Below are 25,092 nucleotides of genomic sequence, written 5' to 3' on the forward strand. Positions count from 1 at the left end.
TGACAGGCTGCGAATCATCAAGGATCCCTCAAGAAGCAGCCGAACCGCACGATCAGCTACCGACGTGCCTTTGTATCGGAGCGGGAGGATCTCTGTCAATCCGCAAATAGTTTCGACTGAGGAATGATGCATGTTGCGAGGGGCAGAAGCCACCGTTCAGGCGACCTTCCGGCTCGACTCGCTTCGTCTTTGGGCCTACATCGTCAGTCCGGACGACCGACCTAGGTGACTTGTCGTTTTCGCTCAATCCGGGATTTCTTGCCAGGCGGAGAGCCAGAGTGACCTCCATCCACCCCCGCGCGAAGCGCATGCACCGGTGGGCGCCGGCGACGGTGCTTCTCGACAGGCGGGGGAAGCATGGCATTTACGAGCCTTATCGCCCTGCCGGGATCCCGAGCATAATCAGGATCGAACATCGCGATCACGGTCTGGGCGCGCGTCGTGTACCGCCTCGCCCACTGGCTCTCGACGAGTGTACGTTGCACCAGTCTCCAGGTCTCCGCGTCCGTTGCTCTCACTCCGTCAGGCATGGATAAATCTCGATAGCTGGTGTCCCCATTCAGGGCACTCAGAAACTCGACAAACCCCTCCAGGTTCACCCCCATCTGGAAAACCAGCTGACTCAACGCAAGTTGCTGCGGTCCGGACAACTCGTCAAAATTACGACAGTACGCTCTCGCGTTGTGGATCGCCTCGATTGCGGAAATCCGGAGAAGCCTCATCGCCTCCTCTTCCGTCAACTCGGGCGCTAGGGAGTGCTGCATCACCTTCCTGCGATACCGTTTCTTCGTCCAGCTCTCGAGATCGCGGTTGAAGCGCTCAAGGATCCGTTGCAATCTTTCCGGCTCAAGCCCCGCCGCCTGCCAGAGTTCAGCCGACGAAGGCTCCAGAAACAAATTCTCATTCAATGGATCCGTCTGCGGATGTTCGGTCGCCGCCACATCCAGACTGAATCCTGCGCCAATCAGTGGGCGGCTGGTCTTAGGATCGGGATAAGCCGCCAGCACCCAGCCTTCATGCCGGTTATCCCGAAGAATGTTCATTAGAGTTTGCACACTGAATTTGACATCACTGTCCTTGAAGTCGAAGAGAGTCTTGCCGGGCGGGTGCGCCGTGGTTTGTTCCGAGCTCTGTCCGATGGCTGCGGGAACGCCAAGCAGTATCCCTAAGAAGCCAGGCAGCATCGCCAACGAAATGGCTCCAGCTATCCAGGGTTTCTTCGCGTCCGTCATGTCGCTGGCCGCCTTCTGGCTTCACCATAGCGGAAACCGGATCGCACATCGACAAATATCTACACCGGCCAATCCAACGCAGCATTTGCCCGGCATTTTTCTACTGAGTGGACGTCTCTCTTCTTGAAGCGCGGGGTGAGGATGCCTGGGGAAAATGAATTAGTGCCTATCACTTTGACCCGACTGTCTTAGGCGAAATCCGCACGGCAGACACGACCGTTTTTCGCAGAGAAGAAGTGTCAACCTGGAAGAGCGACTAACCGATCTGAAATAGAATCGCTCGAGGGGGCGATCCATGAGGTTATGCGCGATGAAAGTCGCATATTTCGTCTTTCTTGTACTTCAGGTTTTTGGGGTCTTCCGAGCCAGGGCTGCTGATTCGACACTTCCGGTCAGAGTGATCAGCGAGGCCGGCGCTCAGCGGGTCCTTGCGGCAGCCGAACAAGCGGCAGAAAAGCTCCACGCCCCCTGCGCCATCGCTGTCGTTGACAGGAGCGGCACGCTTGTCGCCTTCCTGAAAATGGACGGGGTCCGCGACGGCAGCCCGGATCTTGCGATAGGCAAAGCCCGCACCTCTGCGCTGCTGCAGCGGCCGAGCGCTGAGACGGAGAGCAATGTCGATAGCGGACGCACTGCCTTTGTCACCGCGGGATTTATGACGCTCCGCGGTGGTATGCCGTTAATGGCGCAGCAGGAAGTAGTGGGGGCTGTTGGCATCGCCGGCCTCAATAAGGACAACGACGTAGCCATCGCACAGGCAGCAGCAGGAGCGTTCACATCCATGTCAGATGCACAACCACCTCCACGCCAGCCCTAGAGCCAGAAGAGCTGAAACAGCCAGAGTCACTGCTCGAACTTTAGAATATTGCCCCTTTGATGTCCCGCTTACTCACCGACAAAGCAGGTCGAATGAGGTACTAATCGTGAATCGCAGACGTTTCCTGGCTCATTCCCTTGCACTGGGCGGAGGCTCACTGCTTACAGGCGCATCCTCTTCCCTCTCGCAGCCATCCGCTCCTAAGCCCGTCAACCCACCCCAGACCTCGTCGGCAGGCAGCTCACATTTCCCGGACGGCTTCCTTTGGGGGCTCGCAACCGCGTCATACCAGGTCGAAGGCGCGTGGAACGAGGATGGTAAAGGCGAGTCTATCTGGGATCGGTTCACTCACACGGTTGGCAAGATAAAAGGTGGCGCAACCGGCGACATCGCCTGCGATCAGTACCATCTATACCCGCAGGACATCGCTATCCTGCAGCGCCTCAACCAGAAGAGCTATCGCTTCTCGATCTCCTGGCCGAGAATCCAGCCAACCGGAACCGGTGCAGCTAACCAGAAGGGACTCGACCACTACAGCAAGTTCGTCGACACGCTCCTTGAGGCCGGGATTCGGCCTTTCTGCACTCTCTATCACTGGGATCTGTCGCAAGCTCTAGAAGATCGTGGTGGCTGGCCGAACCGCGATCTTGCGGGCTATTTCGCAGACTATGCCGGAATCCTGGCAAAGAATCTTGGCGACCGCGTCACCGTCTGGGCGCCATTCAATATGCCATGGTCATTTACCAATCTTGGCTATGGAACCGGAATTTTCCCGCCCGGCCGCGCGAACTACGCAGACTTCCTGAAGGCGGCTCACACCGTCAACCTAGCGCAGGGTGAGGCATTCCGGGCGTTGAAAGCTGCATCCTCGAAGGCAACTGTCGGCAGCGCCTACGGCATGGCTCCAGCTTACCCAAAGACAGCCAGTGAACGGGACCGCGCCGCAACCGAGCGCTACCATGCCATGCACAATATCTACTTTCTGGAAACCGCCGTCCATGGCAGATATCCGAAGGCATTTGTTGGCGAGACGCCCTACGAGACGATGGGATATCGCGCGGGCGACGACAGGATCATGAAGGTCCCGTTGGACTGGATCGGCTTCCACTACTACACTCGTCGCATCGTCTCCGATGCCGGCGACGCATTTCGTCCGGGCGCCGGCGGCAGCCTGGCCACCGAAACAGCAGACACCGCGGGCGGTGCCGATCGCGACACCCAAACCGGCGCGGTCATGCCCACCGAAGGACCATTGACTGATGGAGGACTCGAAGTCTGGCCGCGGGGCATCTATGACCTCGTCATGCAGATTAGTCGCGAGTATAACCATCCAATCATCGAGATTACCGAAAGTGGATGCGGTTACCTTGATTCCCCTTACGACAAGGCCGGCGGACGTGTGCCCGATACCAGACGCATCAGCTTCTTCCGGGACGAACTCGCGGAGCTGGCCCGCGCGATCGCAGACGGCGCCAAGGTGCGCGCATTTCACGCCTGGAGTCTGGTCGATAACTTTGAGTGGGCTGACGGTTACACTCAGCGCTACGGCCTGACTTACGTGGACTACCGTGATCAAAAACGGACTGTCAAGGACTCGGGACTCTGGTATGGAAAGCTTGCGGCCAGCAACCGACTGGATCATGACTCTTAACTCCCATCGACGGAGCTAGCTCTACCATGCTCAGTCTTCGGTTCGCCAGGACGAAGACGTTTCAACCGGCCGACGTGGTCTCTTTCCCAGGCGAGAGCGCGATGAATGCGAATCCGATGATTACGAGCACGGCCACACCAATCAGCTCTCCGCGAGCAACCATGTTGCGCAGTGCCTGCGTACCCATCAACGCAGCATGAGCGAGACTGGACCAGGCTGTGAAAGCAATCAAGCTGCGATTCGCCCACGGATTGCGGATCGCTAAAAGCAAAAAAACGCCGAGGATCACATACAGGCAAAGCATCATCGACAACGCGGGCTCTTGTCGGATAAAGATTGCCGTCGGATAGCTTAACGCCAAAAAGAGCACACCTACGATCCCCAAAACAATCTTCAGAGCCAGCTGCCGGTTCATAAGAGTTCTCCCGAGTACGGTAGGATTGCGGTTGTTTCCGCCGCCTTCTACTAAGGTTGAGCCATGCAGACTTATTCAAAGAACAAGGCGACTTTGCCCTGCGCGTGTCCTTCTTCTAAATAAGCGATGGCGGCTGCCGCATCCCGCAAGGAGTAGCGTCTATCGATGACGGGTACAATCCTTCCGTCTTCGAGAAAGCCCGCCAGACAAATCAGGTCTTTTTGTTTGAGCTTGGCGATGAATGAACATACCTTCTTGCCCGACATCCGGGAGAGTATTGGCGCGATCAGCAGGTCTTCGAAAGCCCCCTGCAAAGTTGGGTTCCCTCCGGCTTTGACTAAGACGCCGCCCCGACCCAGAGCTCGCATGTACGCGAAGATCGAATGGCGAGCGTTGGCGGCGAGGATGAGGTCGTAGCGCTGCCCGTTGCGTGTGAAATCGTCGCGAGTGTAATCAATGACGTGATCAGCGCCAATCGATCTCGCAGTAGCCAAATTCCTGGTGCTGCAAACAGCCGTGACTTCCGTTCCGAACGCCTTGGCAATCTCTATGGCGAAGGTGCCGACGCCCCCCGACGCTCCATCAACCAGGACCCTCTGGCCTGCCCGGATTCGTCCATGGTCGCGAAGACCTTGCAACGCAGTAAGACCGGCGACAGGTACGCACGCTGCGTCTTCATACGAGATCCCAGCTGGCTTCAACGCCAGTTCCTCTTCGCTCGCGCAAACATATTCGGCAAAGGCAGACCCGGCAAATCCTTTTGCGCCGAATACATCGTCGCCCGTATGAAACTGGGTCACCTTTCCTCCAACCGCCTCCACTTCACCCGCGAAATCGGAACCGAGGATCTCGCGCTTCGGCTTCAGCAGCCCAAAGAACAGACGAACAAAAAATGGTTTACCTCGCATAATGATGTAGTCCAGAACATTCAAAGACGCCGCATGTACCCTGATCAAGACCTGGCTGTCTGTGGGTTCAGGTTTGGGCATCTCCCTGAACTCCAGAGCATCTGGCGGCCCGTACTGATCGCAAAAGGCGGCTTTCATAGGAGATACCTCGTCCCATCATGCGAAAAACCATAGCACGCACAACCGGTTGCTGGTGATAATTCTGCTGGCTGAGCGTGACCGGCGCGCTGAGTGGTCGCCCTTCGAAACGTCTACCCCAGCCATGTAGCGGGCGATTCGCTATGCTTTCTTGACATACCTCTACTTCTAGGCCTACTCTTCCCTATACCAAGAAGTACAGGGATACAAATGGCTAGAAACGATTTTCAAGGGAGTCTCGACCTTCTCGTGCTGAAGACGCTCTCGCAGACAGGAAAGCTGCACGGCTATGGGATTGTTCTGCACATCCAGCGCGCCTCCGATGAACTGCTCCGTGTTGAAGAGGGCTCGCTCTACCCTGCCCTTCATCGGATGGAGCAGAGCAAATGGATCAGCTCCGAATGGGCGCTAACAGAGACTAACCGCAAGGCCAAGTATTACAAGCTCACGGCCGCCGGGCGGAAACAATTACAGGAAGCCGAAGCAAGTTTTGAGCAGCTGGTAAAGGGTATTCGCGCCATAATGCAGTTCGCGTGAGGTGGTCCGATGTCGCTTGTTCGCCGCATTGCCAATCTCTTTTCTCGGGCCCGTGTCGAGCACGACATCGACCTCGAGCTGGAGTCCCACATCGCCATGCGCATCGACGATAACATCGCCTCGGGAATGTCCGCTGCCGAGGCTCGACGCGACGCGCTATTGCGCTTCGGCAATGCAACCTCGACCCGAGAGAGCGTCGCATCAACGGAGATGGCGCTGAGCCTCGACAGTCTGTGGTTCGATGTTCGTTACGCGGTGCGCCAGCTGCGCCGCTCGCCCTGGTTTGCGATTACCGCCGTTGTTACACTCGCTCTGGCGATCGGGGCCAATGCAGTGGTCTTCAGCGTACTGAATGCGTTTCTCCTGCGTCCCTTGAATGTGCCTCATGCGGAGAGCCTCTATGCTCTCTTCCATCAAGGGGATGCGGGCTTGTCCTACCTTGACTATCTCGATCTGCGCGACCGCAACCGCAGCTTCGAGAGCCTGGCTGCGTATAACGTCGCTCAGGCCGGCCTGGACACCGGCAAAGAGCCATCCCGCGCCTGGATCTACGAGACCAGTGGGAATTACTTCGACGCTCTCGGTATCCTGCCATCGATTGGCCAATTCTTCCACTCGTCCGATGAGCAGGGCCTCAACAGCGCTCCTTACATCGTGCTTGCCTATGCTTACTGGCAAAGCCATTTTCAAGCGGATCCAAAAATTGTTGGCCGAGTCGTCCTCGTGAACAAACATCCATTCACGATCCTTGGCGTCGCTCCTGCCGGTTTCCATGGAACTCTTTTATTCTTCAATCCCGACTTCTTCGTACCGCTGGTAAATCTGCAGGAGGTGCAAGGCGTGAATAACCTCACCGCCCGCGGAAAAACCACGGTCTTTATGACCATCGGGCACCTGAAGCCTGGAGTCACTCAGACACAGGCAGTGACCGATTTGAATTCAGTTGGCTTGTATCTGGAAAAGACCTATCCGAAAGAGCATGGCAAGTTTACCTTCACGCTTGGACTACCCAACCTTTACGGCGACTACATTGGCCGGCCCGTAAAGGCCTTCATGACCGGATTGATGTTGCTCGCCGGCCTCACTCTGTTAGCGGCGTGCGCCAACCTGGGCAGCCTCTTCGCTGCGCGTGCTGCCGACCGTACCCGTGAGGTCGCTCTGCGGCTCGCGCTTGGGTCAAGCCGTAAGCGGATCTTGCGTGCTCTCTTTACCGAAGCCGTCTTGATCTCCCTTCTCGGAGGCGCTGCCGGTCTTGGTGGCAGTATCGTGCTGTTGCACGAGCTCAGCGCGTGGCAGCCTTTTTCCCGATGGCCCATCCATCTGACGGTGAATCCAGATGCCAATGTATATGCGGCTGCATTGCTGCTGACTTTGGTGAGCGGGTTTCTATTTGGCGCCGTTCCCATCCGACAGGTTCTGCGGACTAACCCCTACGAAATCGTCAAATCCGGTCATGCAGGGACCGGCGCGTCCCCTCGGCGCTTCAATATACGAGACATTCTGCTGGTGGTGCAGATTGCCGTCTGCGCTCTGCTTGTCACTTCCTCGATGGCTGCGGTGCGCGGGTTGGCGCGTTCCTTGCATAGCGACTTCGGCTTTGAGACCGAGAACCGGATGATGCTGGATACCGATCTGAGTATGGCCAATTACACCGGCGACCGGGTTCCCGCAATGCAGAAGCGCATTATCGAGGCGGTAAAGGGAATTCCAGGGGTGGAGTCGGTGGGGCTTGCGGATACAGTGCCACTCGGCGATGGCTCGATCGACGCAAATGTCTTTGCCGACACGACAGCCGATCTTCGGTCATCGAACGCTGCTGCCGATCCATATGTCTTTAAGGTCTCATCCGATTATTTCGATGCCGCCGGTACACCCTTGTTGTCCGGCAGGGCCTTTTCCGCCCACGACGACAAGAACGCTCCGCGGGTGGCAATCGTTAACCGCGAGTTCGCTCGCAGACTCTTCGGTTCGGCCCCCCAGGCGCTTGGCCGGTACTACAAGACCTCCGATGGGACCCGCATTCAAATCGTTGGCCTCGTGCAGGATGGCAAATATGCCAGTCTCACCGAAGACCCTGCGCCGGCAATGTTCCTCCCCATTCTGCAAGTTCCAAGCAGTCAGACCTACCTCGTCGTGCACTCCAAACGCGATCCAATACAGTTGGGGCCGTCCATACGGTCCACCTTGCTTAAACTCGATTCGGGGCTGCCGGTCGAAATTCAAACCCGGTACAGCGGTCTGGATGCGCTACTCTTTGGGCCGAGGATGGCCACCATCTCGCTCATCGTGCTCGGCCTCATGGGCGCGATGCTTTCGATGATTGGAATCTTCGGCATGGCCGCCTACTCCGTGAGCAAGCGTTTGCGCGAACTCGGCATACGCATGGCCCTCGGCGCGCAACGACGAGAGGTCCTTCAGGCAGCTCTGGGTCGCTCCATCAAATTGCTCTCAATCGGCTCCGCGGCCGGACTGGTGCTCGGGATTCTTGCCGGCCGAGTCCTCGCCTACGTCGTCGATCAGGCAACGGCGCGCGATCCGCTCGTCTTAGCAGGAGTCGTCATGATCATGGCGATACTCGGCGTATTGGCTACCTGGGTGCCGGCGCAGCGCGCCTTGTCCGTGGAACCCATCTCGCTTATGCGCGAAAACTAAGCAAGAATCGCTCTTGCTACTGCGACCGGCTTCAGATCGCCTTAGCCACTAAAGGGCTGAGGGTGGAGATTTGCTACTCCCATCTACAATCTCAACATGAAGCCGGCTGCGGAACGGACCCTACAACTTTTCCTCGCATTTGTTCTCTTCGTAAACGCAGCTGTCGCGCAACCACCAACAACTTCCCCAACGTCTCCCTGGGAACTCCAGAACTCCACCACCAAAGCCAGCCTCCGCGGCATCCACGCTGCCGGTGGCGGAGTCGCGTGGGCGAGCGGCACAAATGGCACGATCCTCCGCACCGAAGACGGCGGATACATGTGGCAATCCTGCGCCATGCCACCTGGAGCTGAAAAGCTCGACTTTCGCGGCATCTGGGCATGGGACGCGAACACGGCGGTAGTCATGTCGTCAGGATTCGGCGATCTCTCGCGGCTTTATAAGACTACTAATGGATGCTCCAGCTGGACGCTGCTTTATACCAATCCAGACAAGGATGGATTTTGGGATGCCATGGCGTTTTCCGACCGGGAGCACGGCTTCCTCTTTGGCGATCCTGTAGATGGGCGATATTTCGTCGCCTTCACCTCCAATGGAGGAGCCGCGTGGAGCCGCATTGACTCCGGCGACCTCAAGCCTGCCACAGCCAACAGCGGCGGATTCGCGGCGAGCAACTCCTCCCTTGCCCTGGCTGGACCGATTCTCGGTCCGGTGAACGCGCCGTGGTTCGGCACGAGCGGTCCGGGGGGCGCTTACGTCTACAGTGGAGGCATCGATTGCGGCATGGGCATGGCACACGAGCATCCGGAGGAGTGCCTGAAGCACTGGGAGTTCGACCGGACCGCTGTCCCCCTTGTCGGGGAAAGCGTGACGGAAGGCGTCTTCGCCGTTGGTGTGCGGTACGGAGAAACCGGAGTCTGGGGGGCGGTCGTGGTAGGCGGAAATTACAAGAAGCCCAACGAAGAACAGCAGACGGCAGCGTTCTGGCACGACGGCGACAAGACTTGGACGGCAGCCAGCATCCCGCCCCATGGATACCGGTCTGCCCTCGCCTGGGACGAGGCGGAGAAGGCCTGGATCGCCGCCGGAATTAACGGCTCCGATGTTTCTTACGATGACGGGAAGACCTGGCAGTCGCTCGATACCGGCAACTGGAATGCTCTCAGCCTCCCCTGGGTCGTCGGCCCCGAAGGCAGGATCGCCAAACTGGTATCGTTGAAGTCAGCAGGAGTAGCTAATAAGTGAGCGTCTCGGAGCGCACTAGTTCATTGAAGGGGCATGGCTTCAGCCGCGCCGGTGTTAGGAGCAAGTAGGAGGGCCTAAGCTTAGTTCGGGTAGTTCCCTCGGCCTCCGAAGCCGCGCCACTTCAAAGAGCTTCAAGATCAGAGAAAAGCGGATGCCCACATCTCAAAGTGGGATGTGATTTCCAAACTAAACCAATGGCAGAATTCGTAATCAAACTCGCCGACGAACGTGGTCATATCCAGGAGCAGACCCAGTCCGCCTCCTCGGCCGAAGAATTGCGTTCAAAGTTCACGACCGCCGGCTATTACGTCTATTCGGTGAAGCCGCGCGGTTTCTCGACCAAGCGCAAAAAAGCCAAGCTCGAGACCTTCATCATCTTTAACGAGCAGTTTCTGACCCTAGTCCGCGCCGGACTGCCGATTCTCGGCTCGCTCGACATGTTGGCCAAGCAGCAGAAAAATCCGGCCTTCGCCGCGCAACTGCAGAACGTCGCCCAGCGGGTGCGGACCGGCGAGTCGATCTCCGCCGCCTTCGAGGCCCAGGGTGGATTTCCGCTCATCTACACCACCACGCTGCTGGCCGGCGAACGCTCCGGCAACCTCGAAGAGGTCCTCAGCCGCTTCCTTTCCTTCCAAAGGATCTCACTCAGCTTTCGCAAGAAGCTGCAGGCCTCGCTGGTCTATCCAGCGCTCCTGCTGAGCATGGTAGGGCTGCTCTTCATCTTCCTGATTACGTTCGTTGTGCCGCAGTTTGCCAAGCTCTACGACTCCGTCGGCACCAAACTGCCTGGCATCACCCTGGCTCTGCTTGCGCTCGGTACGGGCGCCCAGAAGTACGCCCTCTACGTGATCCCAGCTGTCCTCGCCATTGTCTATCTCGTCCTGCGCTGGAGCAAGACGGAGGCCGGCTCTTCGCGTATCGACGCGATCCGCGTCAGAATGCCGATCTTCGGCACCATCTGGCTGAAATATCAGGTCGCCCTCTTTGCCCGGACTCTATCCACCCTGTTGACTGGCGGCCTGCCGCTGGTTCCTTCGCTCGAAACCGCGGCAAAATCCATTTCGAGCAAAAGCATCGCCAAGGCCGTCTTTACATCAGTCGGGCGGGTTCGAGAAGGTAAAGGGCTGGCGCTCAGCCTTAAGCAAACCAAGATTTTCCCGGAACTCTCTACGGAAATGATCGAAGTCGGCGAATCGACCGGCGCGTTGCCCCAGATGTTGAACTCGGTGGCGGAGTTTTTTGAAGAAGACGTGCAAAACGCGCTGACCGCATCGCTCGCGCTGATTGAGCCGGCGATCCTCATCGTGATGGGCATCGTTGTGGTGATTATCCTGATTGCGCTGTACCTGCCCATTTTCTCGTTAGGGCAAGCTGGAGCGATGCAGGGGCACTAATTGATTCGGACGAAGCACCCTCCGAATGAGAGGTCTACACTAAGCCATGGCAACCGAAATAGCAGTTCTACCCTTAGCCTCCGAATACGATGAAACCGCCAACGCCCAATCCTTGGCGCGCCGCTATCGCTGCGAATTCATCGATCTGAAGCACTACAAGATCCAGCATGAAGTTGTCCGCGCCGTGCCGGTCGATCTCATGTTCCGCTACAATTTCGTGCCGCTCGAGCAGATGGACGACCGCCTCGTGATCGCCGTCGCCGACCCCAGCCGCCTGATGATCCTCGACGAGATCTCGGGGCTGCTCGGCCAGAGGATCATCACCAAGGTCGCCACCCTCACCCAGATCACCGACCTGCTCAAGAAAACCGAGCAATCGCAGCGTGTCCTCGATGAGGCGACTGAGGGCTTGACCTTTGACGTCATCCCTTCCGATGAGAATTCTGACGAGAATATTTCGATCGAGAAGCTGACCTCCGAAGAAGACATCAGCCCGATCATCCGGCTGGTCGATACGACCATCTTCACGGCTCTCGAACGGCGCGCCTCCGATATTCACATCGAGACCTACGACGACAGCCTGCACGTGAAGTACCGCATCGACGGTGTGCTCCAGGCGGCGATGGCGCCGATAGCCCGCGAACATCATCAGACTATCCTCTCCCGAATTAAGGTCATGAGCGAGCTCGATATCGCCGAACGCCGCGTCCCCCAGGACGGCCGCTTTCGCGTCCGCTACAAGGGCCGCCTCATCGACTTCCGCGTCTCGATCATGCCGACCGTGCATGGCGAGAACGCCGTTCTCCGTGTGCTCGATAAGGAGTCGATGAGTGAAAAGTTCTCGAAGCTCACCCTCGACGTAGTCGGTTTCGGCGAAGACGATCTCTACCGCTTTCGCCGCTACATTCGCGAGCCTTATGGCATGGTGCTGGTTACCGGACCGACTGGCTCCGGTAAGACGACGACCCTCTACGCCGCGCTCAACGAGATCAAGTCCGATGAAGACAAAATCATCACCATTGAGGACCCGGTCGAATACCAGATCCGCGGCATCACCCAGATTCCGGTCAATGAAAAGAAAGGCCTCACCTTCGCCCGCGGCTTACGCTCGATCCTCCGTCACGATCCCGACAAGATCCTGGTCGGCGAAATCCGCGACCAGGAGACCGCCCAGATCGCCATTAACTCGGCGCTCACCGGTCACTTGGTCTTCACCACCGTCCACGCCAACAACGTGGTCGATGTGCTCGGACGCTTCCTCAACATGGGCGTCGAAGTTTACAACTTTGTCTCTGCGTTGAACTGCATCCTCGCCCAGCGTCTCGTCCGTCTCACCTGCGACTTTTGCGCGAGACCGGTCAAACACAGCGAAGAGCTGCTGATCCAGAGCGGTCTCCACGTGGACGAGTGGCGTGACTTTGAATTCCGCGAAGGCGCCGGGTGCATTGAGTGCGGAGGCACCGGGTTCCGTGGCCGTACCGCCATTCACGAGCTGCTCGACCTCACCGACCCGATCCGCGAAATCATCCTCGAAAAGAAGCCAGCCTCCGAAGTTCGCCGTCTCGCCAAGGCCGAGGGCATGCAGTTCCTTCGCGAATCCGCCATCGATCGCGTCAAACGCGGTCTCACCTCGCTCCGCGAGATCAACAAGGTCACCTTCATCGAAGCGAACCGCTAATGCGACCGCGACAAATAACGACGCATTGATAGACAGATGAACAGATGGATAATAGACGATAGACAGATCGAAACAGATAGATCGACAAATGCCAAAGCGCCTCCGGATTTTTCCGCAACACTCGACCGTGACCCTGCGTCCGCGCCTCGCCTGCGAGATCACCCTGGCCGGTGTCATCGCCGCTCGCCAGGAGAATGCGCTCGACGCAGCCGCGATCACCGCCTTTGCGCCGCTGCTGCCAGGCTCGGTCGTTCCCTCCTTGACCGCACACAACTTCCCTCACCCGGCCCGCATCGTCGCCGCACTCAAACAAGCCCTTGACCAGGTCGTCGAACGTGACCGCAAACTCACGCTGGTCATCCCGGACGCCGCCGTACGCGTCCTGCTGCTTGATTTCGATTCCCTTCCCGAAAAGCTTGCGGAGGCTCTGCCGATCATCCGCTTCCGCCTCCGCAAGCTGCTGCCGTTTGAGGTCGACGATGCAGCGATTAGCTATCAGGTCATGACCCGGCAAGCCGAGCAGGTGCGCGCGCTGGTAGCGGTCACGCCGCAACCGGTCTTGGCCGAGTATGAAGGCGTCGTCCGCGAGGCGGGCTATGAACCTGGCGCCGTCCTGCCCAGTACGTTGTGCGCGATCGCTGCGATCGCCGACGAGACAGACGCTTTGGTCATCAACCAGAACTCCGCTTGCATCACCACCGCCATTACCCGGCACAATGAAGTCCTGCTGCACCGGACCCTCGAGCTTCCCGAGAACGCCGGCAACGATATACCGGATATCCAGCAGGCGGTTTCCGTCGCTATCGCCTACTTCGAAGACTCGCTCAATACACCCTTGGAGTCGCTCTTCTATGTCGGTCCTGGTGGAGCTGCCGCATTTGACATCATCCTGAATCAACCCGATTCTGGGAGCACCTACGTGAGGGTGCGGGATCTGGTCGAACCTCCGGAAGCTGGAGCCACCAGCCCGGTACCGGTCGGGATTTTGGCTGGCGTCACTGGCGCGCTCGCCAACTGACACAGGATCGCGCCTCACTCCGAGGCGCCAGCCGCTGACGGCGACTCAGTTTGGAGACTGTCCTCCTCTCCCCCGCCCAAGATGGGAAACCACTCAGAAAGAAAGCAGTGAGTGGCGATGCAGTTGCATTCATTGTCTGTGGGGGTGCGTACCATCCTTGTAGCGACGCCCAACTGCTCCTGGCGAGGTCTCCCGATGAAGCGATTCTCCATAGCCGCCTTATTAATTCTGTTGTTTACGAGCCTTTGCCATTCAGCACGCGCCTGCGACAGGAACGTCTCTTTCGCCATCGCTGAAAAGGGGCTGGTACTCCCGCTGACCCCCGATTTTGTGACCCGCTGGGTCAGTCAGCACCGAAGGAACTATCCTGGCGTCTGCTTTTCCCAGCAGCCTCAATCGGGGAAAGGAAACTTTCTGATTGTCTTCTCCGCGTCCCGGGCGGGCTTGAGCGGCGTCCATCCGACGGTTCGCCCCGGCGCGGGATGGAGCTTTGGCGTTAGTTCAGGGGAGACCGGCGCGCTTCAGCCCTCCACCGGCGTCATCGACCGAGATATGGAAGTATTTGCTTTTGTCTATGATCAACGCGGAGTTTTAGTCTTTCAGGAATTACGCCGTGTCGTCAGTGATCTCGGCGGCGAAAGCTATAACGCGATTGGTAAAGACCTCGGTTCCAGTTCCGCAGCGATCCGTACCGGCCATGCGCTCCTCAAGGGCGCCATCGAGGACATTCAGCGGTGCTATGAGATCACCGGCCCGGAGCCGGTGGGTATTCTCGCTGGAGTGGCGGGCGCTTCGGCGAACTGACACCATCGGTTGCTGGCTGGTTGTAGATCGCGTTTCGCTCCACGAGATCCGCGAAATATTCCCGCGCGCGATTCGATCTCAAATGGCACAATGGAGCGGCGCAACAGAACGGCGCAATGCGCATTGCCGAGAGAGGCGCAACCATCGTCCCGGTTGGCGAGCATCTTGGGTCGGTCGTGCGTCCCTATACAATGGAGCCAGCCGTCCATGCGCATTACCCTCAATCTCGCCTCCAAGCCGTTCATCGAACTCCGTCCGCTCTACGCGCGACTACGTTGGTGGATGGCCATCCTGCTCATATTGGCGATTCCGCTCTGGCTCTTTCTGAAGACAGAAACTCGTAAGGCGGCGCTTGCAAACGCCAAGCTTCAAGCCGTCGAGACCAGTATCCAGCGCCTCCAAAACCAGCAGCGCAGCTATCAAGCTATGATGCAGCAACCACAAAACGCCGCGGTTTTGACTCAAGCTGCCTTTCTCAACCAGCTTTTCGCCCGCAAGGCTTTTTCCTGGACCGCGGTCATGATGGACTTGGAAACCGTGCTGCCGGGTGGCGTTCAGGTCATGAACATCGACCCGGCCACCGACAAATCAGGCAACGTCACCATCCGTCTCCGCGTCAGTGGGCAGCGCGATCGTGCCGTCGAACTGGTGCGAAATCTGGAACACTCCCGTCGTTTTCTCCAGCCGAGACTGGCGACGGAGTCGGCCGATACCAGCAACAGCAACGGCGGGCAGGCAAATCTTCAACCCGCGAGTGGCACCGGCAATGTGAATTTTGATGTCTTGGCCGACTACAATCCGCTTCTACCGGAGTCCAAACGGCCTGCTAAGACGACCACCGCGAAAGCAGTCGGGCCGGCCGCTACCGCACCTTCCGCAAAATCTCACAGGAACTCCTCGCCCAGAAGGCCGACCCCTGCACAACCTCAACAACCACAGACGCCTGGACGTCCAACGAAGGGAGCGCAATGAAGCTGAGCGATCCCTTGAAACTGCCAACCGAAGTTCTTAATGTGTTGAACCTGCACATCGCAGGCGTGGCGCTGCTGGTGATTCTCAATGTGACCTTGCTGGTCAGGCTCGGCCTTGCGTGGCGGGATCTTGGCGCCAGCCGCCAGGAGCAACTGCAGCAGGAACAGCTCACTTTGACCCAGCTTCAGGCACAGACCGCCCGCCTGAACGGGCTGCCGGAGAAGGTTGAGATCTCCCGGAAAGATGCTGACAAGTTTTATGCACAGCGAATCCCGGCGAACTACTCCTCGGTCCTTGCCGACCTGGGCGCGTTAGCTGCGAAAGACAAAATTCGCCTTACCCGCGCCGGCTATACTCAGTCGGCAGCGATCGAAGGTCTGGCCGAACTGCGCATCGATGCCAACCTCGCCGGGGATTACTCGGGGGTCATGCACTTCATCAACGGGCTCGAGCGCGACAAGACGCTTTACGTGATCAGCAACCTGACCCTCACCGGTCAACAGGGCGGACTGGTCAATCTACGGCTGAGATTGACGACCTACCTCCACGCTGCCGATGCCAGCCAGCTTCCGCCATCGTCGGAACCACCGACGGACCAGCAGGCGCCGGTTACTGACCAATCCATGCTGTCGCTCCCGGCACTGAATTCGGCGGCGCACCAGCCGGACACTCCAGCAATGGAGGATGGTCACTGATGGCACTCAAACTAGGCGCCGAAGATAAGAAGAAGGTCTACATCGCAGGAGCGCTTGGGCTGGTTGCGCTGGTCCTCATCGGCAAGACCCTCATGGACACCTTCAGTGGTGGCGCTCCGCCTCCCACGCTGCCGCCACAGGTCGCCGTGCAAAGACCCCCGGCCCCGGCGTCTTCGCGGAGTGGCCAAGCGCCTGGCGCACACGAGGCGACCAAGATTCCCGCAGTCGCCGACAATCTTGATCCGACGCTCCATCCGGAGTTGATGGCCCAGGCAGAATCGCTGGAGTATACGGGGAATGGGCGGAATATATTTTCTTTAACGTCAGCCCCCGTCGACATTCCTAAACCGGTTGCGTCGGTACGCCCGAACGCTGCTGAAACCGCGCAGACGGGGCCTCCTGCACCGCCTCCCCCGCCGCCGATCGATTTAAAATTCTTTGGTTTTTCAGCGCGGCAGAGTGGCATAAAGCGTGCTTTTTTTCTCCGTGGAGACGATGTTTTCATAGCGTCTGAGGGTGAAGTCGTCGATCATCGCTATAAGGTGGTAAAGATTGCCCCGACGTCCGCGCAGGTCGAGGACATCCCTTACTCCAACACCCAGAGTCTGCCGCTGGTGCAGAATTAGCGACATGGAATGGCAGAGTAGTGAACGGGCGGCAATGATGAGAGCAGCGACTAAGATCGCGGGAAAGAAATGGGCGACAGGCAGCGAAGATGGCTATGTGCTCATCGGCGTCCTCTTTCTTGTCGTCATCATCTTGATCTGGCTGGCGGTGGCGGCGCCTAAAGTCGCGACTGCGATCCGCCGGGACAAGGAGCTGGAGCTCTACCATCGTGGCATGCAGTACACCCGCGGGATCAAACTCTATTACAAGAAGTTCGGAAGCTACCCAATCTCGCTCGATCAACTGGAAAACTCCAATAACATTCGATTCCTTCGCAAGCGTTATAAGGACCCATTTACCGGGAAGGCCGATTGGCGGATCATTCACTTCGGCGAGGCCAAGGTTCCTCAAACCGGTCTCTTCGGACAACCGCTCGGGGCAGCCGGCGCTGCCGGAACCGGAGCTAACGGCGCTGGGACGACTGGAACCAACGGGCAAGCTTCGTCGGGATTTGGGGCCAGCAGCAGCTTTGGAAACAATAGCGGAAGCAGTGGTTCCAGTTTCGGCAACAGCTTCAGCAGCGGCGGTAGTGGTTCCAGCTTCGGGAGTAATGGGAGCGGATCGAGTTTCGGGAGCAGCAACGGATCCAGCTTTGGAAGCAGCAACGGCGGATCCGGTTTTGGTGGAGGTTCCAGTTCCGGATTCGGAGGCAGCGGCACCTCCTCGAGCAACCCCACGTCGCCCGGCGATCCTGGATCTGGCCCGGGGCTAAGCGGCGCTGGGACCGGAACTTCCGGATCGGGCTTTGGCACACCAGGCAGCAGCACCGGCGGCACAACCGGCCTCGGCACGAGCACCCTCACTTCGAGCAATGGTTCGCCGATCGGGAGTGGCGGCCCGATCGTTGGTGTGGCCAGCTCCGTCACCAAGGAATCAATTCGGGAATACAAGAAGCAGAAACACTACAACGAGTGGGAGTTTGTCTATAACCCGCAGACTGACCTGGGGGGTCTCGGTGGCAATAACGGCATGGGAGTGGCGGGCGCCGGGGGAAACACTGGATTTGGCAATAATCCTGGTTCCAGCTTTGGCGGCGGTTCCAACTCTGGTTTCGGTAATAATTCTGGCTCAAGCTTTGGCGGTAATTCCGGCTCTGGTTTCGGCAATTCCTCTGGATCAGGCTTTGGCAACAATCCGGGATCCGGGTTCGGAAACAATAACAACGGCAATTCAGGCAACAATGGAAATCCAGGATCAAATCCCGGGACGGGCACTCCCCCAAACAACAATCCCAATCAGCCTACTCCGCAATAGAACGACGCGAACCCTCAATAGCTGAAGTCTGATCCATACGGAACCCGCACCTTCTTTGCGAGCGGCGTAATAGTTGTGTAACCGTCGAGCAGCTTTACTTGATTGTCATCTGAATGGGCGCTGTCCCTGTTTCAATCAGGTCAGAGGCCGCCACGCGTGAACTCACAAGCTGTTGTCGATCCGCCACTCTCGGACGTCGCTCCTGCCTTAACTCCTGGGATTTCGGCGGAAGATCAACCGCTCCTCACGACGCCGGCCATTCATCCGCTTAGCCGCGCGGCGCAGGACCGATCCGTCAACTGGTTCACGCTCTTCTTCGTGGCTCTTTTCCATGCCGGCGCAATTGCCGCATTGTTCTTCTTTAGCTGGAGCGCCATCGCGGCAAGCCTCGTGTTTTGGTTTCTCGCGATCAACCTTGGAATCTGTGTCGGCTACCATCGCCTGCTCACCCATCGCGGCTATCGGACATCGCGGCTGCTGGCCCGTGGGCTCGCAGTGTGTGGGACCTTGGCGCTCGAGGGCAGTCCGATTTATTGGGTAGTAAACCACCGTATCCATCATCAGCTGACCGACAAGCATGGTGACCCGCATACTCCCAAAGATGGCGGGTGGTGGTCTCATGCGGGGTGGGTTATTCATGGCGAAGGCTTGTCGACGCAGCCAGAGCTGATCCGCAGATACGCTCCGGATTTGCTCAAAGATCCTTTTCTCGTACTGCTGAGCAAGTACCATTATGTGCCGCTGATCCTCTCCGCAATCCTCCTTTATGCCCTTGGAGGATTACCCTGGCTGCTTTGGGGGGTTTTTTTTCGGGTGACGATTGGATTGCACGCAGTCTGGTTCGTCAACTCAGCCACGCATATTTGGGGCTCGCGTCGCTTTCCGACCAAGGACGAGTCTCGCAATCTCTGGTGGGTTGCACTGCTCACGGGCGGTGAGGGATGGCACAATAACCATCACGCATTTCCGGTTTCGGCGCGGCATGGCTTTGCATGGTATGAGTTCGACCTGAACTACTACGTCATCTGGACTTTGGGGAAGGCAGGCCTGGCCAAACAGATCAACCTAGCACAACCCTTGCGAGAGAAAGGTCGTTAGGTCTCCTTAAAAGGACCCGGAAGGACGGCTCGGCAAGATTGATCTACGGACAAGAAGAAGCCCGCGCCAGTGCGCGGGCTTCTTCTTGTTACAGCGAAAGCAACGAAAACAACCGCATGAGTTTATCTAAACGCTGAATGAGGAGCCGCAGCCACAAGTGCTCTTGGTGTTGGGATTCTCAAACTTGAAGCCTGCCGCTTCCAGGGTTTCGACATAGTCGACGACACACCCATTGAGATACATCAACGACGTCGCATCGACAAACACCTTGAGGGCGCCGTAGGTGAACACCTTGTCCATCATACCGGGTTGATTTTCGAAGGACATCGAATATTGAAAGCCTGAGCATCCGCCACCAACCACACCTATGCGGAGGCCAGCGGGCAACGGGTCCTGGGTCGCCATGATTTCGCGTACTTTCTCGATTGCCGAATCGCTCAGCGTAAGGGGCGGCACAGACTTGAAAGTGTCGGGGGCGGGCACAACAGTTGCTGGTGCCTGGACAGTGCTGGTTGCCATAGATCTCTCTCCTAAAGAACCACTGGTGATGCTAGTGTAAACCCCAAAGGGCGTGGTCACAATCGTTTGCAGCAAATGGTTTGTATCTGTATGCGAAACGAGTCAACTCAACCTTAATTTGATGCGCTAAATCACGACAAGGCTCAAGATGTCGGAGGCCGGGCTGTAAGCCTCTTCGAGATGCGGTCGAACTGGTCCTGGGTGAGAATACCTCGGGAAACCAGTTCGTTGGGCGCGGAGTAGGGCCGTCCGGCAAGGATCTTGCGAGCCTTAGCGGGCGAAATTCCCGGAAGCGCAACGAGCTGGTCTCGGGTGGCGTTATTTAGGTCCACCGGTGGCAAAGCGGGACCACTGCCCTGGAGACCCTGCCTCACTCCGGCGGCAACCGCGTTGATCTTGTCCTCGGCATTGGCTGCTGCGACCCGGGCATCCGCCGCAGCTTTCTCCGTTCCCTGCTTAACCTGCTGGGTAGTTTCGGCTGCCTGCTGCTGGATCTGCTGGTTTGACGGAGCGCTGCTGCATCCCGCCAGACTGGTTGCTGCCAGCAGGATGGCGGCAACTACCGGGGACTTTTCGACGGCCTGTCTTGCTGTGCTCATGGGTGACCTCGTTCGCTTAGCCGTAGTTCTAATCATCCCTGGACACCATGTTCAGGACCCGGCTACTATTTCGCCTCTGAATTTAGCACTGTTCCATGCGCCACGACATCCACATCGACCTCCTTGCCAACCCGTAAAAGAAAGGAGCTAGGATCCTTCATCCCCCAAGCTACATAAGGGACCGAGAAGTGGGTCGTCGCAGTAGCTTGGTTGCCTTCGAAATCGACCTTAATCTGCAAGGTGAACGGATGATCAGCGCCATGGATATTGAAGATGCCGCCGGCTGTGAGGGTCTGGCTTATTCCCGGTTTCGCGCTGCCAGTAATCTTACTGGGATGGAAGAACGCCTCGGGATATCTGTCAGACTCGAGGACTTCCTTCTGCATCTTGGCGTCACGGCTTTTGTTGCCGCTTTCCCCACTGGCTAGATCAATCAGTATCTCGCCTTCGGAAACGCCGGTGGCCGGGTCATATGTCACCAGGCCGCCCTTGAGTTTGAAGGTGCCGTGGGTGGTGTGCGTGTTTCCCTTAAGCTCCCATTTGATCTCGGTTGTGGCGGGATCGAGCTTCACGGCGACCTTCGGGGTTTGCGTCTCGGCACTCACCGCGCCGCAGAACACCAGTATAGAAAGCGCGAGGAGGCGCTTTCTAAAACTTATGGCGAACGAGAAACGGTTGCAATGAAGTGCTCTTCCGATCGTGGTGAAAATCTCTTCCCGGCCGCAAGCCGGAAACCTATTAAAGCGTTGCTTCTGCTTGGCCAAACTCGGCGCCTCCTGCATTGACCTGAGATGCATCCTGAGGGGCAGCAGCCTCAGAAGAGGTCTTCGGATACAGGAGGCGGCCCATGAGGCGAAGTCCCAGTCCTACTCCGAAGCCAGCAGGCACGATGTCGCCGACGTGCACGGCGAGCAAGCGGGTAAAGAGCTCGGAGTCCTCAGCTAGAAGACGGAGTGCCCGGTTCCGGAGCCAAGGCCAGCGATCCATAGCGAGCATCATAGCTGCCATCGCCTGGGGGATCCTCAAAATTCTGCTATGTCCAATTTCGTAGTCCCTGATAGAGTGCCGGCCCAGCGCTTCGCCGAGGAGCAGCGCCTCGCGGAACGCTGAGGCCAATCCTTCGCCGGTGATGGCGTCAGCGGAACCAGAGGCGTCTCCTATGAGCGCAACGTTGCCACGGGTGACGCGGCGGAGCTTTCGGGTGGACGTCACTGCTCCGCGTCCCCGGCCGATGGTGGGAACGCCCAGCAGCTTCCTGCGCAGGTAGGGAAACCCTTCAAGGATCTCATCGAACTTCGGACCCCGATGTCGTGTAATCGCAGCCATACAGATCTCGTTTTCCCCGACCGGGGTCACATAGACTTGTCCCAGGTCGCTCCAATGGACCTCGACATGATCGCTCCAGGGTGCGGCAGCGTAGTGACGCCGGAAGCCAAATCTTTCAGTGAGCCGGAATCCAGCGTCGAGATCTGCCCAATGTCGAACACTGGATGCTTCGCCATCGGCGCCAATCAGATAGCGAAACCGGAAGCTCTGTCCCGCCACCCGGACCTCGCCATTCGACCTAAGTTCGGCACGGGAGTTCCATTGGAACCGAACCCCCAGTTGCGCCGCACGTTCGATGAGTCGCTCGTGCAGATCCAGGCGAGGAATGCCAATGCCTCTGCCTTGAGGAAAGTCCGCAGTGGCCAAGTGTTCCCGGCCGCGGTTACGTTGGGCGAAGTGAATCCCCGAGAATTCAAGTCCACCAGTCAGTTCAACCCCAAGCAGAGCAAGTTCGCGCCGCGAGTCCGGCATCAAGCCCTCACCGCACGCTTTATCTATCGGTGGAGTGAGTGCATCAACTATGACCACGTCGAGACCTTGCTGGCGCAGGGCAATCCCGGCGGCCAGACCAGCGGGTCCACCGCCAATTACCAATGCATCACAGGAGCAGTTTTGGTACGTATTCGATTTAGGAGTTCTTATCATCCTTCAGCCAACCATCTTTCTATTCCCAGCCTATGCTCCAAACAGCGGCACCAGGACGATGAGGCTTCCGAATGACAAACAAGTGACACAATCTGGCCTAACGACGACACTTGGATCTCTACCGCAAATTCTTCTTCAAACGGCCAAGCATCAGGAAGCGGATCTTAACTCTTTTTGCAGGTAATTCTGGCTCTACCACTCGAGTAGCGACATCTCCGCGCAAAACCCGGGTCCCATTGCGGCAAGGATGCTTCGTGTTCCGGGTGCGGGGCGACGATTTTTCATGACTTCGTCGAGCACGATCAGCACCGAACCTGAGGATAGGTTGCCAACTCTCTTCAATGCCTGCCAGGAGACGTCCAGCTCGCCGTTGGTGAGATTGAGTGCTTCGGCGGTCGCTTCAAGCACCTTAGGGCCTCCAGTGTGCATGATCCACGACCCGACATCGCCTCGGGTCAACCCGCGGGTGGCAAGGAATTCATCTACGTTTTTGCCCAGGTTTTTGAGTACAACGTTCGGCACTTCTGGGGACAGAATGACCTGGAAGCCTTTCTCGGAGACCTTCCAGCCCATCACATCCTGAGTATCTGGATAAAACACCTGAGTGCTGGCGACGAGGTTGGGTCCGGGCAAGTTAACGTTTGCTCCAGCGATCAAGACTGCGACCGCACCATCGCCAAAGAGACCTGAGGCGATCAACGCCGCTGGATTGATATCGCCGCGCTGCCAGGTGAGCGAACACAGCTCTACTGAGAGCAGAACGGCGACCTGGTCAGGAAAGGCGCGGACGTAATCGGCTGCACGAGCCAATCCCGCCGCACCGGCAACGCAGCCTAGTCCGAAGAGGGGGTTGCGCTTCAGCTTCGGATTGAGCTTCATCTTGTTGACCAGCCGCGCGTCGATCGACGGGCTCGAGATGCCGGTCACCGAGACGAAGAAGAGAGCGCCGATCTTGTCTCGTCCCACCCCTGCGGTCTTCAGAACGCAGTCGATCGCCCGTTCGCCAAGTTGTTCGGCGACCTCGATCCAGACATCGTTCATCTTGCCCCAGGTATTCAGGTCCTGGTATTCGAGCAGCGGGCGGCAATAGTAACGTCCATCGACGCCGGTCCGGAAGAAGAGTCGTTCCAGCATGGGTGCGCATTCGGCACCTCGGTCCCAGTGGTTCTTGAGAGCGTCGACCACCTCCCGCTGCGTGAAGTAATACTCTGGAAAAGCGGTGGCTGTATTGGCAATACGCATGTGAGGTTTCTCTATGCTCCCTGGCTCTGTTCTTGGATTGAGCAGCAGGTCAGAAGGCCCTCGCTCCCACAGCCATGTATCAAGTGTCTTCTGGAGTATTCCACGCGATGACCCAAATCGGGAATAGCGCTTTTGGCTCGGGCCGAAGTTTTTCTGTCGTTCGAAGGTAAAAGCGGCTACTTACCGGAGCTGGCAAAGCACCCCCTGGAACCTGACTGCTTCAGCTGCAAGAAAGAACCCCACGAGACAGCTCGCACTCGGAGCAGAGACCAAGGACCTCCATACCCGCGGCCGGTCGGCTTACCGTAACTCTGCTTTTGCACTAGAATCGGTTGGTTGTGACCTCCCACGTTCCGGAGTTGTCGATGCGAGCAGCACTGTTTACCCGCGAATATCCCCCGCACGTGTATGGTGGGGCCGGCGTCCATGTGGAGTATCTCAGCTGGGAGCTCTCGAGGCTGATCGAGGTTGAAGTTCATTGTTGGGGGGAGCAGTGGTCGGACGCCGACACGCTGCGCGTGATTGGGCAGCAGCCTTGGACCGAGATCACGAGTGATACCTCCGGTCAGTTCAAGACTGCGCTTGAAGCGCTGAGCCTCAATTTGACTCAAATCAAGGCGCTTTCAGGCGTGGATATTGCCCATACGCACACCTGGTATGTTGCCATGGCTGGTTTCCTGGCCAAGAAGCTTTATGGGCTTCCCTTCGTCCTGACGGTTCATAGTCTGGAGCCGCTGCGCGCCTGGAAGGCGGAACAGCTGGGCACCGGCTACGCGCTGAGTTCGTGGATGGAGAAGACTGCGATCCTTGACGCCGATGCGGTGATCGCGGTCTCAAATGGCACCCGCGAAGACATCCTCCGTGCCTATCCGGAGATCGATCCGGCTCGTATTCATGTGATCTACAACGGCATCAATCTCCGGGAATATCGTAAGACGGCGGACACTGACGCACTCATTCGCTACGGTGTCGATCCGACTCGGCCGTACGTGCTCTTCGTCGGCCGCATCACCCGGCAGAAGGGCGTGACCCATTTAGTCGACGCCATCCAATACATGCCTCCTGAGACCCAGGTCGTCTTGTGCGCGGGCGCTCCCGACACTCCGGTGATCGCCGAAGAAATGCGGCATAAGTTTCACGAGGCAAAGATGAAGAATCCACGGATCGTGTGGATCGAAAAGATGGTCTCCAAGGAGGAGGCGATCCAGCTCTATAGCAACGCCCAGGTCTTTTGTTGCCCCTCCGTCTACGAGCCTTTCGGCATCATTAACCTGGAGGCGATGGCCTGCGAAACCGCCGTCGTGGCGAGCGCTACTGGAGGAATCAAGGAAGTTGTCGTTGATGGCGAAACCGGCTACCTAGTGCCGTTTGAAGCTGATCCCGTTACCGGCTTTCCTTCTCACCCGGACCAGTTCGCCCGCGACTTAGGGGCAAAGGTCACCGAACTGCTCGGCGACCCGCAAAAGTGCGAACGTTTCGGCAAAGCCGGCCGCAAACGCGCCGAGGAGGTCTTCAGTTGGACGTCAGTTGCGGAGCAGACGGTGCACTTGTACATGAAGCTGATCGCAGACCGGAAACCAGCCTGAG

General features: G+C 58.0%; 23 protein-coding genes. 15 read left to right on the forward strand and 8 right to left on the reverse strand.

Going from position 1 to position 25,092, the window contains the following annotated elements; translation table 11 throughout:
- Window positions 1–221: 221 nt before the first annotated feature.
- Window positions 222–1,232 carry a hypothetical protein gene (locus ACPOL_RS25925; protein ID WP_114209617.1) on the reverse strand — a complete coding sequence of 337 codons (1,011 nt, stop codon included), beginning with the start codon at window positions 1,230–1,232 and terminating at the stop codon, window positions 222–224.
- Between the two features lie 310 nt (window positions 1,233–1,542).
- On the opposite strand from ACPOL_RS25925, the gene ACPOL_RS25930 reads away from it, so the two are divergent.
- Together ACPOL_RS25930 and ACPOL_RS25935 are read left to right on the forward strand one after the other, a co-directional pair.
- The gene (locus ACPOL_RS25930; protein ID WP_114209618.1) at window positions 1,543–2,049 is read left to right on the forward strand and encodes a GlcG/HbpS family heme-binding protein; all 507 of its coding nucleotides are present in this window, start codon (window positions 1,543–1,545) and stop codon (window positions 2,047–2,049) included.
- Window positions 2,050–2,155: 106 nt separating this feature from the next.
- Window positions 2,156–3,700 (forward strand): glycoside hydrolase family 1 protein, encoded by a 1,545-nt coding sequence (locus tag ACPOL_RS25935; protein WP_114209619.1) that lies wholly within the window; start codon window positions 2,156–2,158, stop codon window positions 3,698–3,700.
- Window positions 3,701–3,761: 61 nt separating this feature from the next.
- Here ACPOL_RS25935 and ACPOL_RS25940 read toward each other — a convergent pair whose 3' ends face one another.
- Together ACPOL_RS25940 and ACPOL_RS25945 are read right to left on the reverse strand one after the other, a co-directional pair.
- Window positions 3,762–4,115 (reverse strand): DUF6632 domain-containing protein, encoded by a 354-nt coding sequence (locus tag ACPOL_RS25940; protein ID WP_114209620.1) that lies wholly within the window; start codon window positions 4,113–4,115, stop codon window positions 3,762–3,764.
- A gap of 71 nt (window positions 4,116–4,186) precedes the next feature.
- The gene (locus tag ACPOL_RS25945; RefSeq protein WP_114209621.1) at window positions 4,187–5,161 is read right to left on the reverse strand and encodes an NAD(P)-dependent alcohol dehydrogenase; all 975 of its coding nucleotides are present in this window, start codon (window positions 5,159–5,161) and stop codon (window positions 4,187–4,189) included.
- 210 nt (window positions 5,162–5,371) lie between these two features.
- On the opposite strand from ACPOL_RS25945, the gene ACPOL_RS25950 reads away from it, so the two are divergent.
- The 12 genes from ACPOL_RS25950 to ACPOL_RS26010 all read left to right on the forward strand — a co-directional run bounded on the left by ACPOL_RS25950 (window position 5,372) and on the right by ACPOL_RS26010 (window position 19,174).
- Complete coding sequence (locus ACPOL_RS25950; RefSeq protein ID WP_114209622.1) at window positions 5,372–5,698, forward strand: PadR family transcriptional regulator; 327 nt, start codon at window positions 5,372–5,374, stop codon at window positions 5,696–5,698.
- Window positions 5,699–5,707: 9 nt separating this feature from the next.
- Entirely contained in the window at window positions 5,708–8,350 is a 2,643-nt protein-coding gene (locus ACPOL_RS25955; protein ID WP_114209623.1) for an ABC transporter permease, read from the forward strand.
- A gap of 96 nt (window positions 8,351–8,446) precedes the next feature.
- A complete protein-coding gene (locus ACPOL_RS25960) occupies window positions 8,447–9,595 on the forward strand; it encodes a WD40/YVTN/BNR-like repeat-containing protein (protein ID WP_201758959.1) in 1,149 nt (382 codons plus the stop codon).
- A gap of 194 nt (window positions 9,596–9,789) precedes the next feature.
- The gene (locus ACPOL_RS25965; protein ID WP_114209624.1) at window positions 9,790–10,989 is read left to right on the forward strand and encodes a type II secretion system F family protein; all 1,200 of its coding nucleotides are present in this window, start codon (window positions 9,790–9,792) and stop codon (window positions 10,987–10,989) included.
- A gap of 46 nt (window positions 10,990–11,035) precedes the next feature.
- A complete protein-coding gene (locus tag ACPOL_RS25970; protein WP_114209625.1) occupies window positions 11,036–12,667 on the forward strand; it encodes a GspE/PulE family protein in 1,632 nt (543 codons plus the stop codon).
- Window positions 12,668–12,755: 88 nt separating this feature from the next.
- Complete coding sequence (locus ACPOL_RS25975) at window positions 12,756–13,685, forward strand: type IV pilus biogenesis protein PilM (protein WP_114209626.1); 930 nt, start codon at window positions 12,756–12,758, stop codon at window positions 13,683–13,685.
- Window positions 13,686–13,880: 195 nt separating this feature from the next.
- On the forward strand, window positions 13,881–14,489 hold the full coding sequence (locus ACPOL_RS25985) for a hypothetical protein (RefSeq protein ID WP_150133137.1): 609 nt from the start codon (window positions 13,881–13,883) through the stop codon (window positions 14,487–14,489).
- 207 nt (window positions 14,490–14,696) lie between these two features.
- Window positions 14,697–15,461 (forward strand): PilN domain-containing protein, encoded by a 765-nt coding sequence (locus ACPOL_RS25990; RefSeq protein ID WP_201758961.1) that lies wholly within the window; start codon window positions 14,697–14,699, stop codon window positions 15,459–15,461.
- A complete protein-coding gene (locus tag ACPOL_RS25995; protein ID WP_114209629.1) occupies window positions 15,458–16,156 on the forward strand; it encodes a hypothetical protein in 699 nt (232 codons plus the stop codon). The genes ACPOL_RS25990 and ACPOL_RS25995 overlap by 4 nt, the downstream gene beginning before the upstream one ends.
- Window positions 16,156–16,782 (forward strand): hypothetical protein, encoded by a 627-nt coding sequence (locus ACPOL_RS26000; protein WP_114209630.1) that lies wholly within the window; start codon window positions 16,156–16,158, stop codon window positions 16,780–16,782. Before ACPOL_RS25995 ends, ACPOL_RS26000 begins: the two co-directional genes overlap by 1 nt.
- A 4-nt stretch (window positions 16,783–16,786) precedes the next feature.
- Entirely contained in the window at window positions 16,787–18,076 is a 1,290-nt protein-coding gene (locus ACPOL_RS26005) for a type II secretion system protein (RefSeq protein ID WP_150133138.1), read from the forward strand.
- Window positions 18,077–18,232: 156 nt separating this feature from the next.
- Entirely contained in the window at window positions 18,233–19,174 is a 942-nt protein-coding gene (locus ACPOL_RS26010; RefSeq protein ID WP_114209632.1) for an acyl-CoA desaturase, read from the forward strand.
- Between the two features lie 126 nt (window positions 19,175–19,300).
- Here the strand turns inward: ACPOL_RS26010 and ACPOL_RS26015 are convergent, their stop codons facing one another.
- The 5 genes from ACPOL_RS26015 to ACPOL_RS26035 all read right to left on the reverse strand — a co-directional run bounded on the left by ACPOL_RS26015 (window position 19,301) and on the right by ACPOL_RS26035 (window position 23,505).
- Window positions 19,301–19,693 carry a HesB/IscA family protein gene (locus ACPOL_RS26015; protein ID WP_236657043.1) on the reverse strand — a complete coding sequence of 131 codons (393 nt, stop codon included), beginning with the start codon at window positions 19,691–19,693 and terminating at the stop codon, window positions 19,301–19,303.
- Between the two features lie 143 nt (window positions 19,694–19,836).
- A complete protein-coding gene (locus ACPOL_RS26020) occupies window positions 19,837–20,292 on the reverse strand; it encodes a ComEA family DNA-binding protein (RefSeq protein WP_201758963.1) in 456 nt (151 codons plus the stop codon).
- Between the two features lie 65 nt (window positions 20,293–20,357).
- Window positions 20,358–21,056, reverse strand: a complete 699-nt coding sequence (locus ACPOL_RS26025) for a YceI family protein (protein WP_201758965.1) — start codon at window positions 21,054–21,056, stop codon at window positions 20,358–20,360.
- On the reverse strand, window positions 21,031–22,263 hold the full coding sequence (locus ACPOL_RS26030; protein WP_114209635.1) for an NAD(P)/FAD-dependent oxidoreductase: 1,233 nt from the start codon (window positions 22,261–22,263) through the stop codon (window positions 21,031–21,033). The genes ACPOL_RS26025 and ACPOL_RS26030 overlap by 26 nt, the downstream gene beginning before the upstream one ends.
- 192 nt (window positions 22,264–22,455) lie before the next feature.
- Complete coding sequence (locus ACPOL_RS26035) at window positions 22,456–23,505, reverse strand: type III polyketide synthase (protein ID WP_114209636.1); 1,050 nt, start codon at window positions 23,503–23,505, stop codon at window positions 22,456–22,458.
- A 365-nt stretch (window positions 23,506–23,870) separates the two neighbouring features.
- Between ACPOL_RS26035 and glgA the strand changes: the two genes are divergently transcribed.
- Entirely contained in the window at window positions 23,871–25,091 is a 1,221-nt protein-coding gene (gene glgA / locus ACPOL_RS26040; RefSeq protein WP_114209637.1) for a glycogen synthase, read from the forward strand.
- The last annotated feature ends 1 nt before the right edge of the window (window position 25,092 follow it).

The organism is Acidisarcina polymorpha, from assembly GCF_003330725.1.
Lineage (GTDB): Bacteria > Acidobacteriota > Terriglobia > Terriglobales > Acidobacteriaceae > Acidisarcina > Acidisarcina polymorpha.

Excerpts from the sequence above, each read along its gene's own strand:
- ACPOL_RS25930 (WP_114209618.1), top strand. The coding sequence starts at position 1,543 with ATGAAAGTCGCATATTTCGTCTTTCTTGTACTTCAGGTTTTTGGGGTC.
- ACPOL_RS25965 (WP_114209624.1), top strand. The coding sequence starts at position 9,790 with ATGGCAGAATTCGTAATCAAACTCGCCGACGAACGTGGTCATATCCAG.
- ACPOL_RS25945 (WP_114209621.1), bottom strand. The coding sequence starts at position 5,161 with ATGAAAGCCGCCTTTTGCGATCAGTACGGGCCGCCAGATGCTCTGGAG.
- ACPOL_RS25960 (WP_201758959.1), top strand. The coding sequence starts at position 8,447 with ATGAAGCCGGCTGCGGAACGGACCCTACAACTTTTCCTCGCATTTGTT.
- ACPOL_RS25950 (WP_114209622.1), top strand. The coding sequence starts at position 5,372 with ATGGCTAGAAACGATTTTCAAGGGAGTCTCGACCTTCTCGTGCTGAAG.
- ACPOL_RS26035 (WP_114209636.1), bottom strand. The coding sequence starts at position 23,505 with ATGCGTATTGCCAATACAGCCACCGCTTTTCCAGAGTATTACTTCACG.
- glgA (WP_114209637.1), top strand. The coding sequence starts at position 23,871 with ATGCGAGCAGCACTGTTTACCCGCGAATATCCCCCGCACGTGTATGGT.
- ACPOL_RS26030 (WP_114209635.1), bottom strand. The coding sequence starts at position 22,263 with ATGATAAGAACTCCTAAATCGAATACGTACCAAAACTGCTCCTGTGAT.
- ACPOL_RS25990 (WP_201758961.1), top strand. The coding sequence starts at position 14,697 with ATGCGCATTACCCTCAATCTCGCCTCCAAGCCGTTCATCGAACTCCGT.
- ACPOL_RS25970 (WP_114209625.1), top strand. The coding sequence starts at position 11,036 with ATGGCAACCGAAATAGCAGTTCTACCCTTAGCCTCCGAATACGATGAA.
- ACPOL_RS25975 (WP_114209626.1), top strand. The coding sequence starts at position 12,756 with ATGCCAAAGCGCCTCCGGATTTTTCCGCAACACTCGACCGTGACCCTG.
- ACPOL_RS26000 (WP_114209630.1), top strand. The coding sequence starts at position 16,156 with ATGGCACTCAAACTAGGCGCCGAAGATAAGAAGAAGGTCTACATCGCA.
- ACPOL_RS26015 (WP_236657043.1), bottom strand. The coding sequence starts at position 19,693 with ATGGCAACCAGCACTGTCCAGGCACCAGCAACTGTTGTGCCCGCCCCC.
- ACPOL_RS26020 (WP_201758963.1), bottom strand. The coding sequence starts at position 20,292 with ATGAGCACAGCAAGACAGGCCGTCGAAAAGTCCCCGGTAGTTGCCGCC.
- ACPOL_RS25995 (WP_114209629.1), top strand. The coding sequence starts at position 15,458 with ATGAAGCTGAGCGATCCCTTGAAACTGCCAACCGAAGTTCTTAATGTG.
- ACPOL_RS25955 (WP_114209623.1), top strand. The coding sequence starts at position 5,708 with ATGTCGCTTGTTCGCCGCATTGCCAATCTCTTTTCTCGGGCCCGTGTC.
- ACPOL_RS25925 (WP_114209617.1), bottom strand. The coding sequence starts at position 1,232 with ATGACGGACGCGAAGAAACCCTGGATAGCTGGAGCCATTTCGTTGGCG.
- ACPOL_RS25940 (WP_114209620.1), bottom strand. The coding sequence starts at position 4,115 with ATGAACCGGCAGCTGGCTCTGAAGATTGTTTTGGGGATCGTAGGTGTG.
- ACPOL_RS26005 (WP_150133138.1), top strand. The coding sequence starts at position 16,787 with ATGGAATGGCAGAGTAGTGAACGGGCGGCAATGATGAGAGCAGCGACT.
- ACPOL_RS25985 (WP_150133137.1), top strand. The coding sequence starts at position 13,881 with ATGAAGCGATTCTCCATAGCCGCCTTATTAATTCTGTTGTTTACGAGC.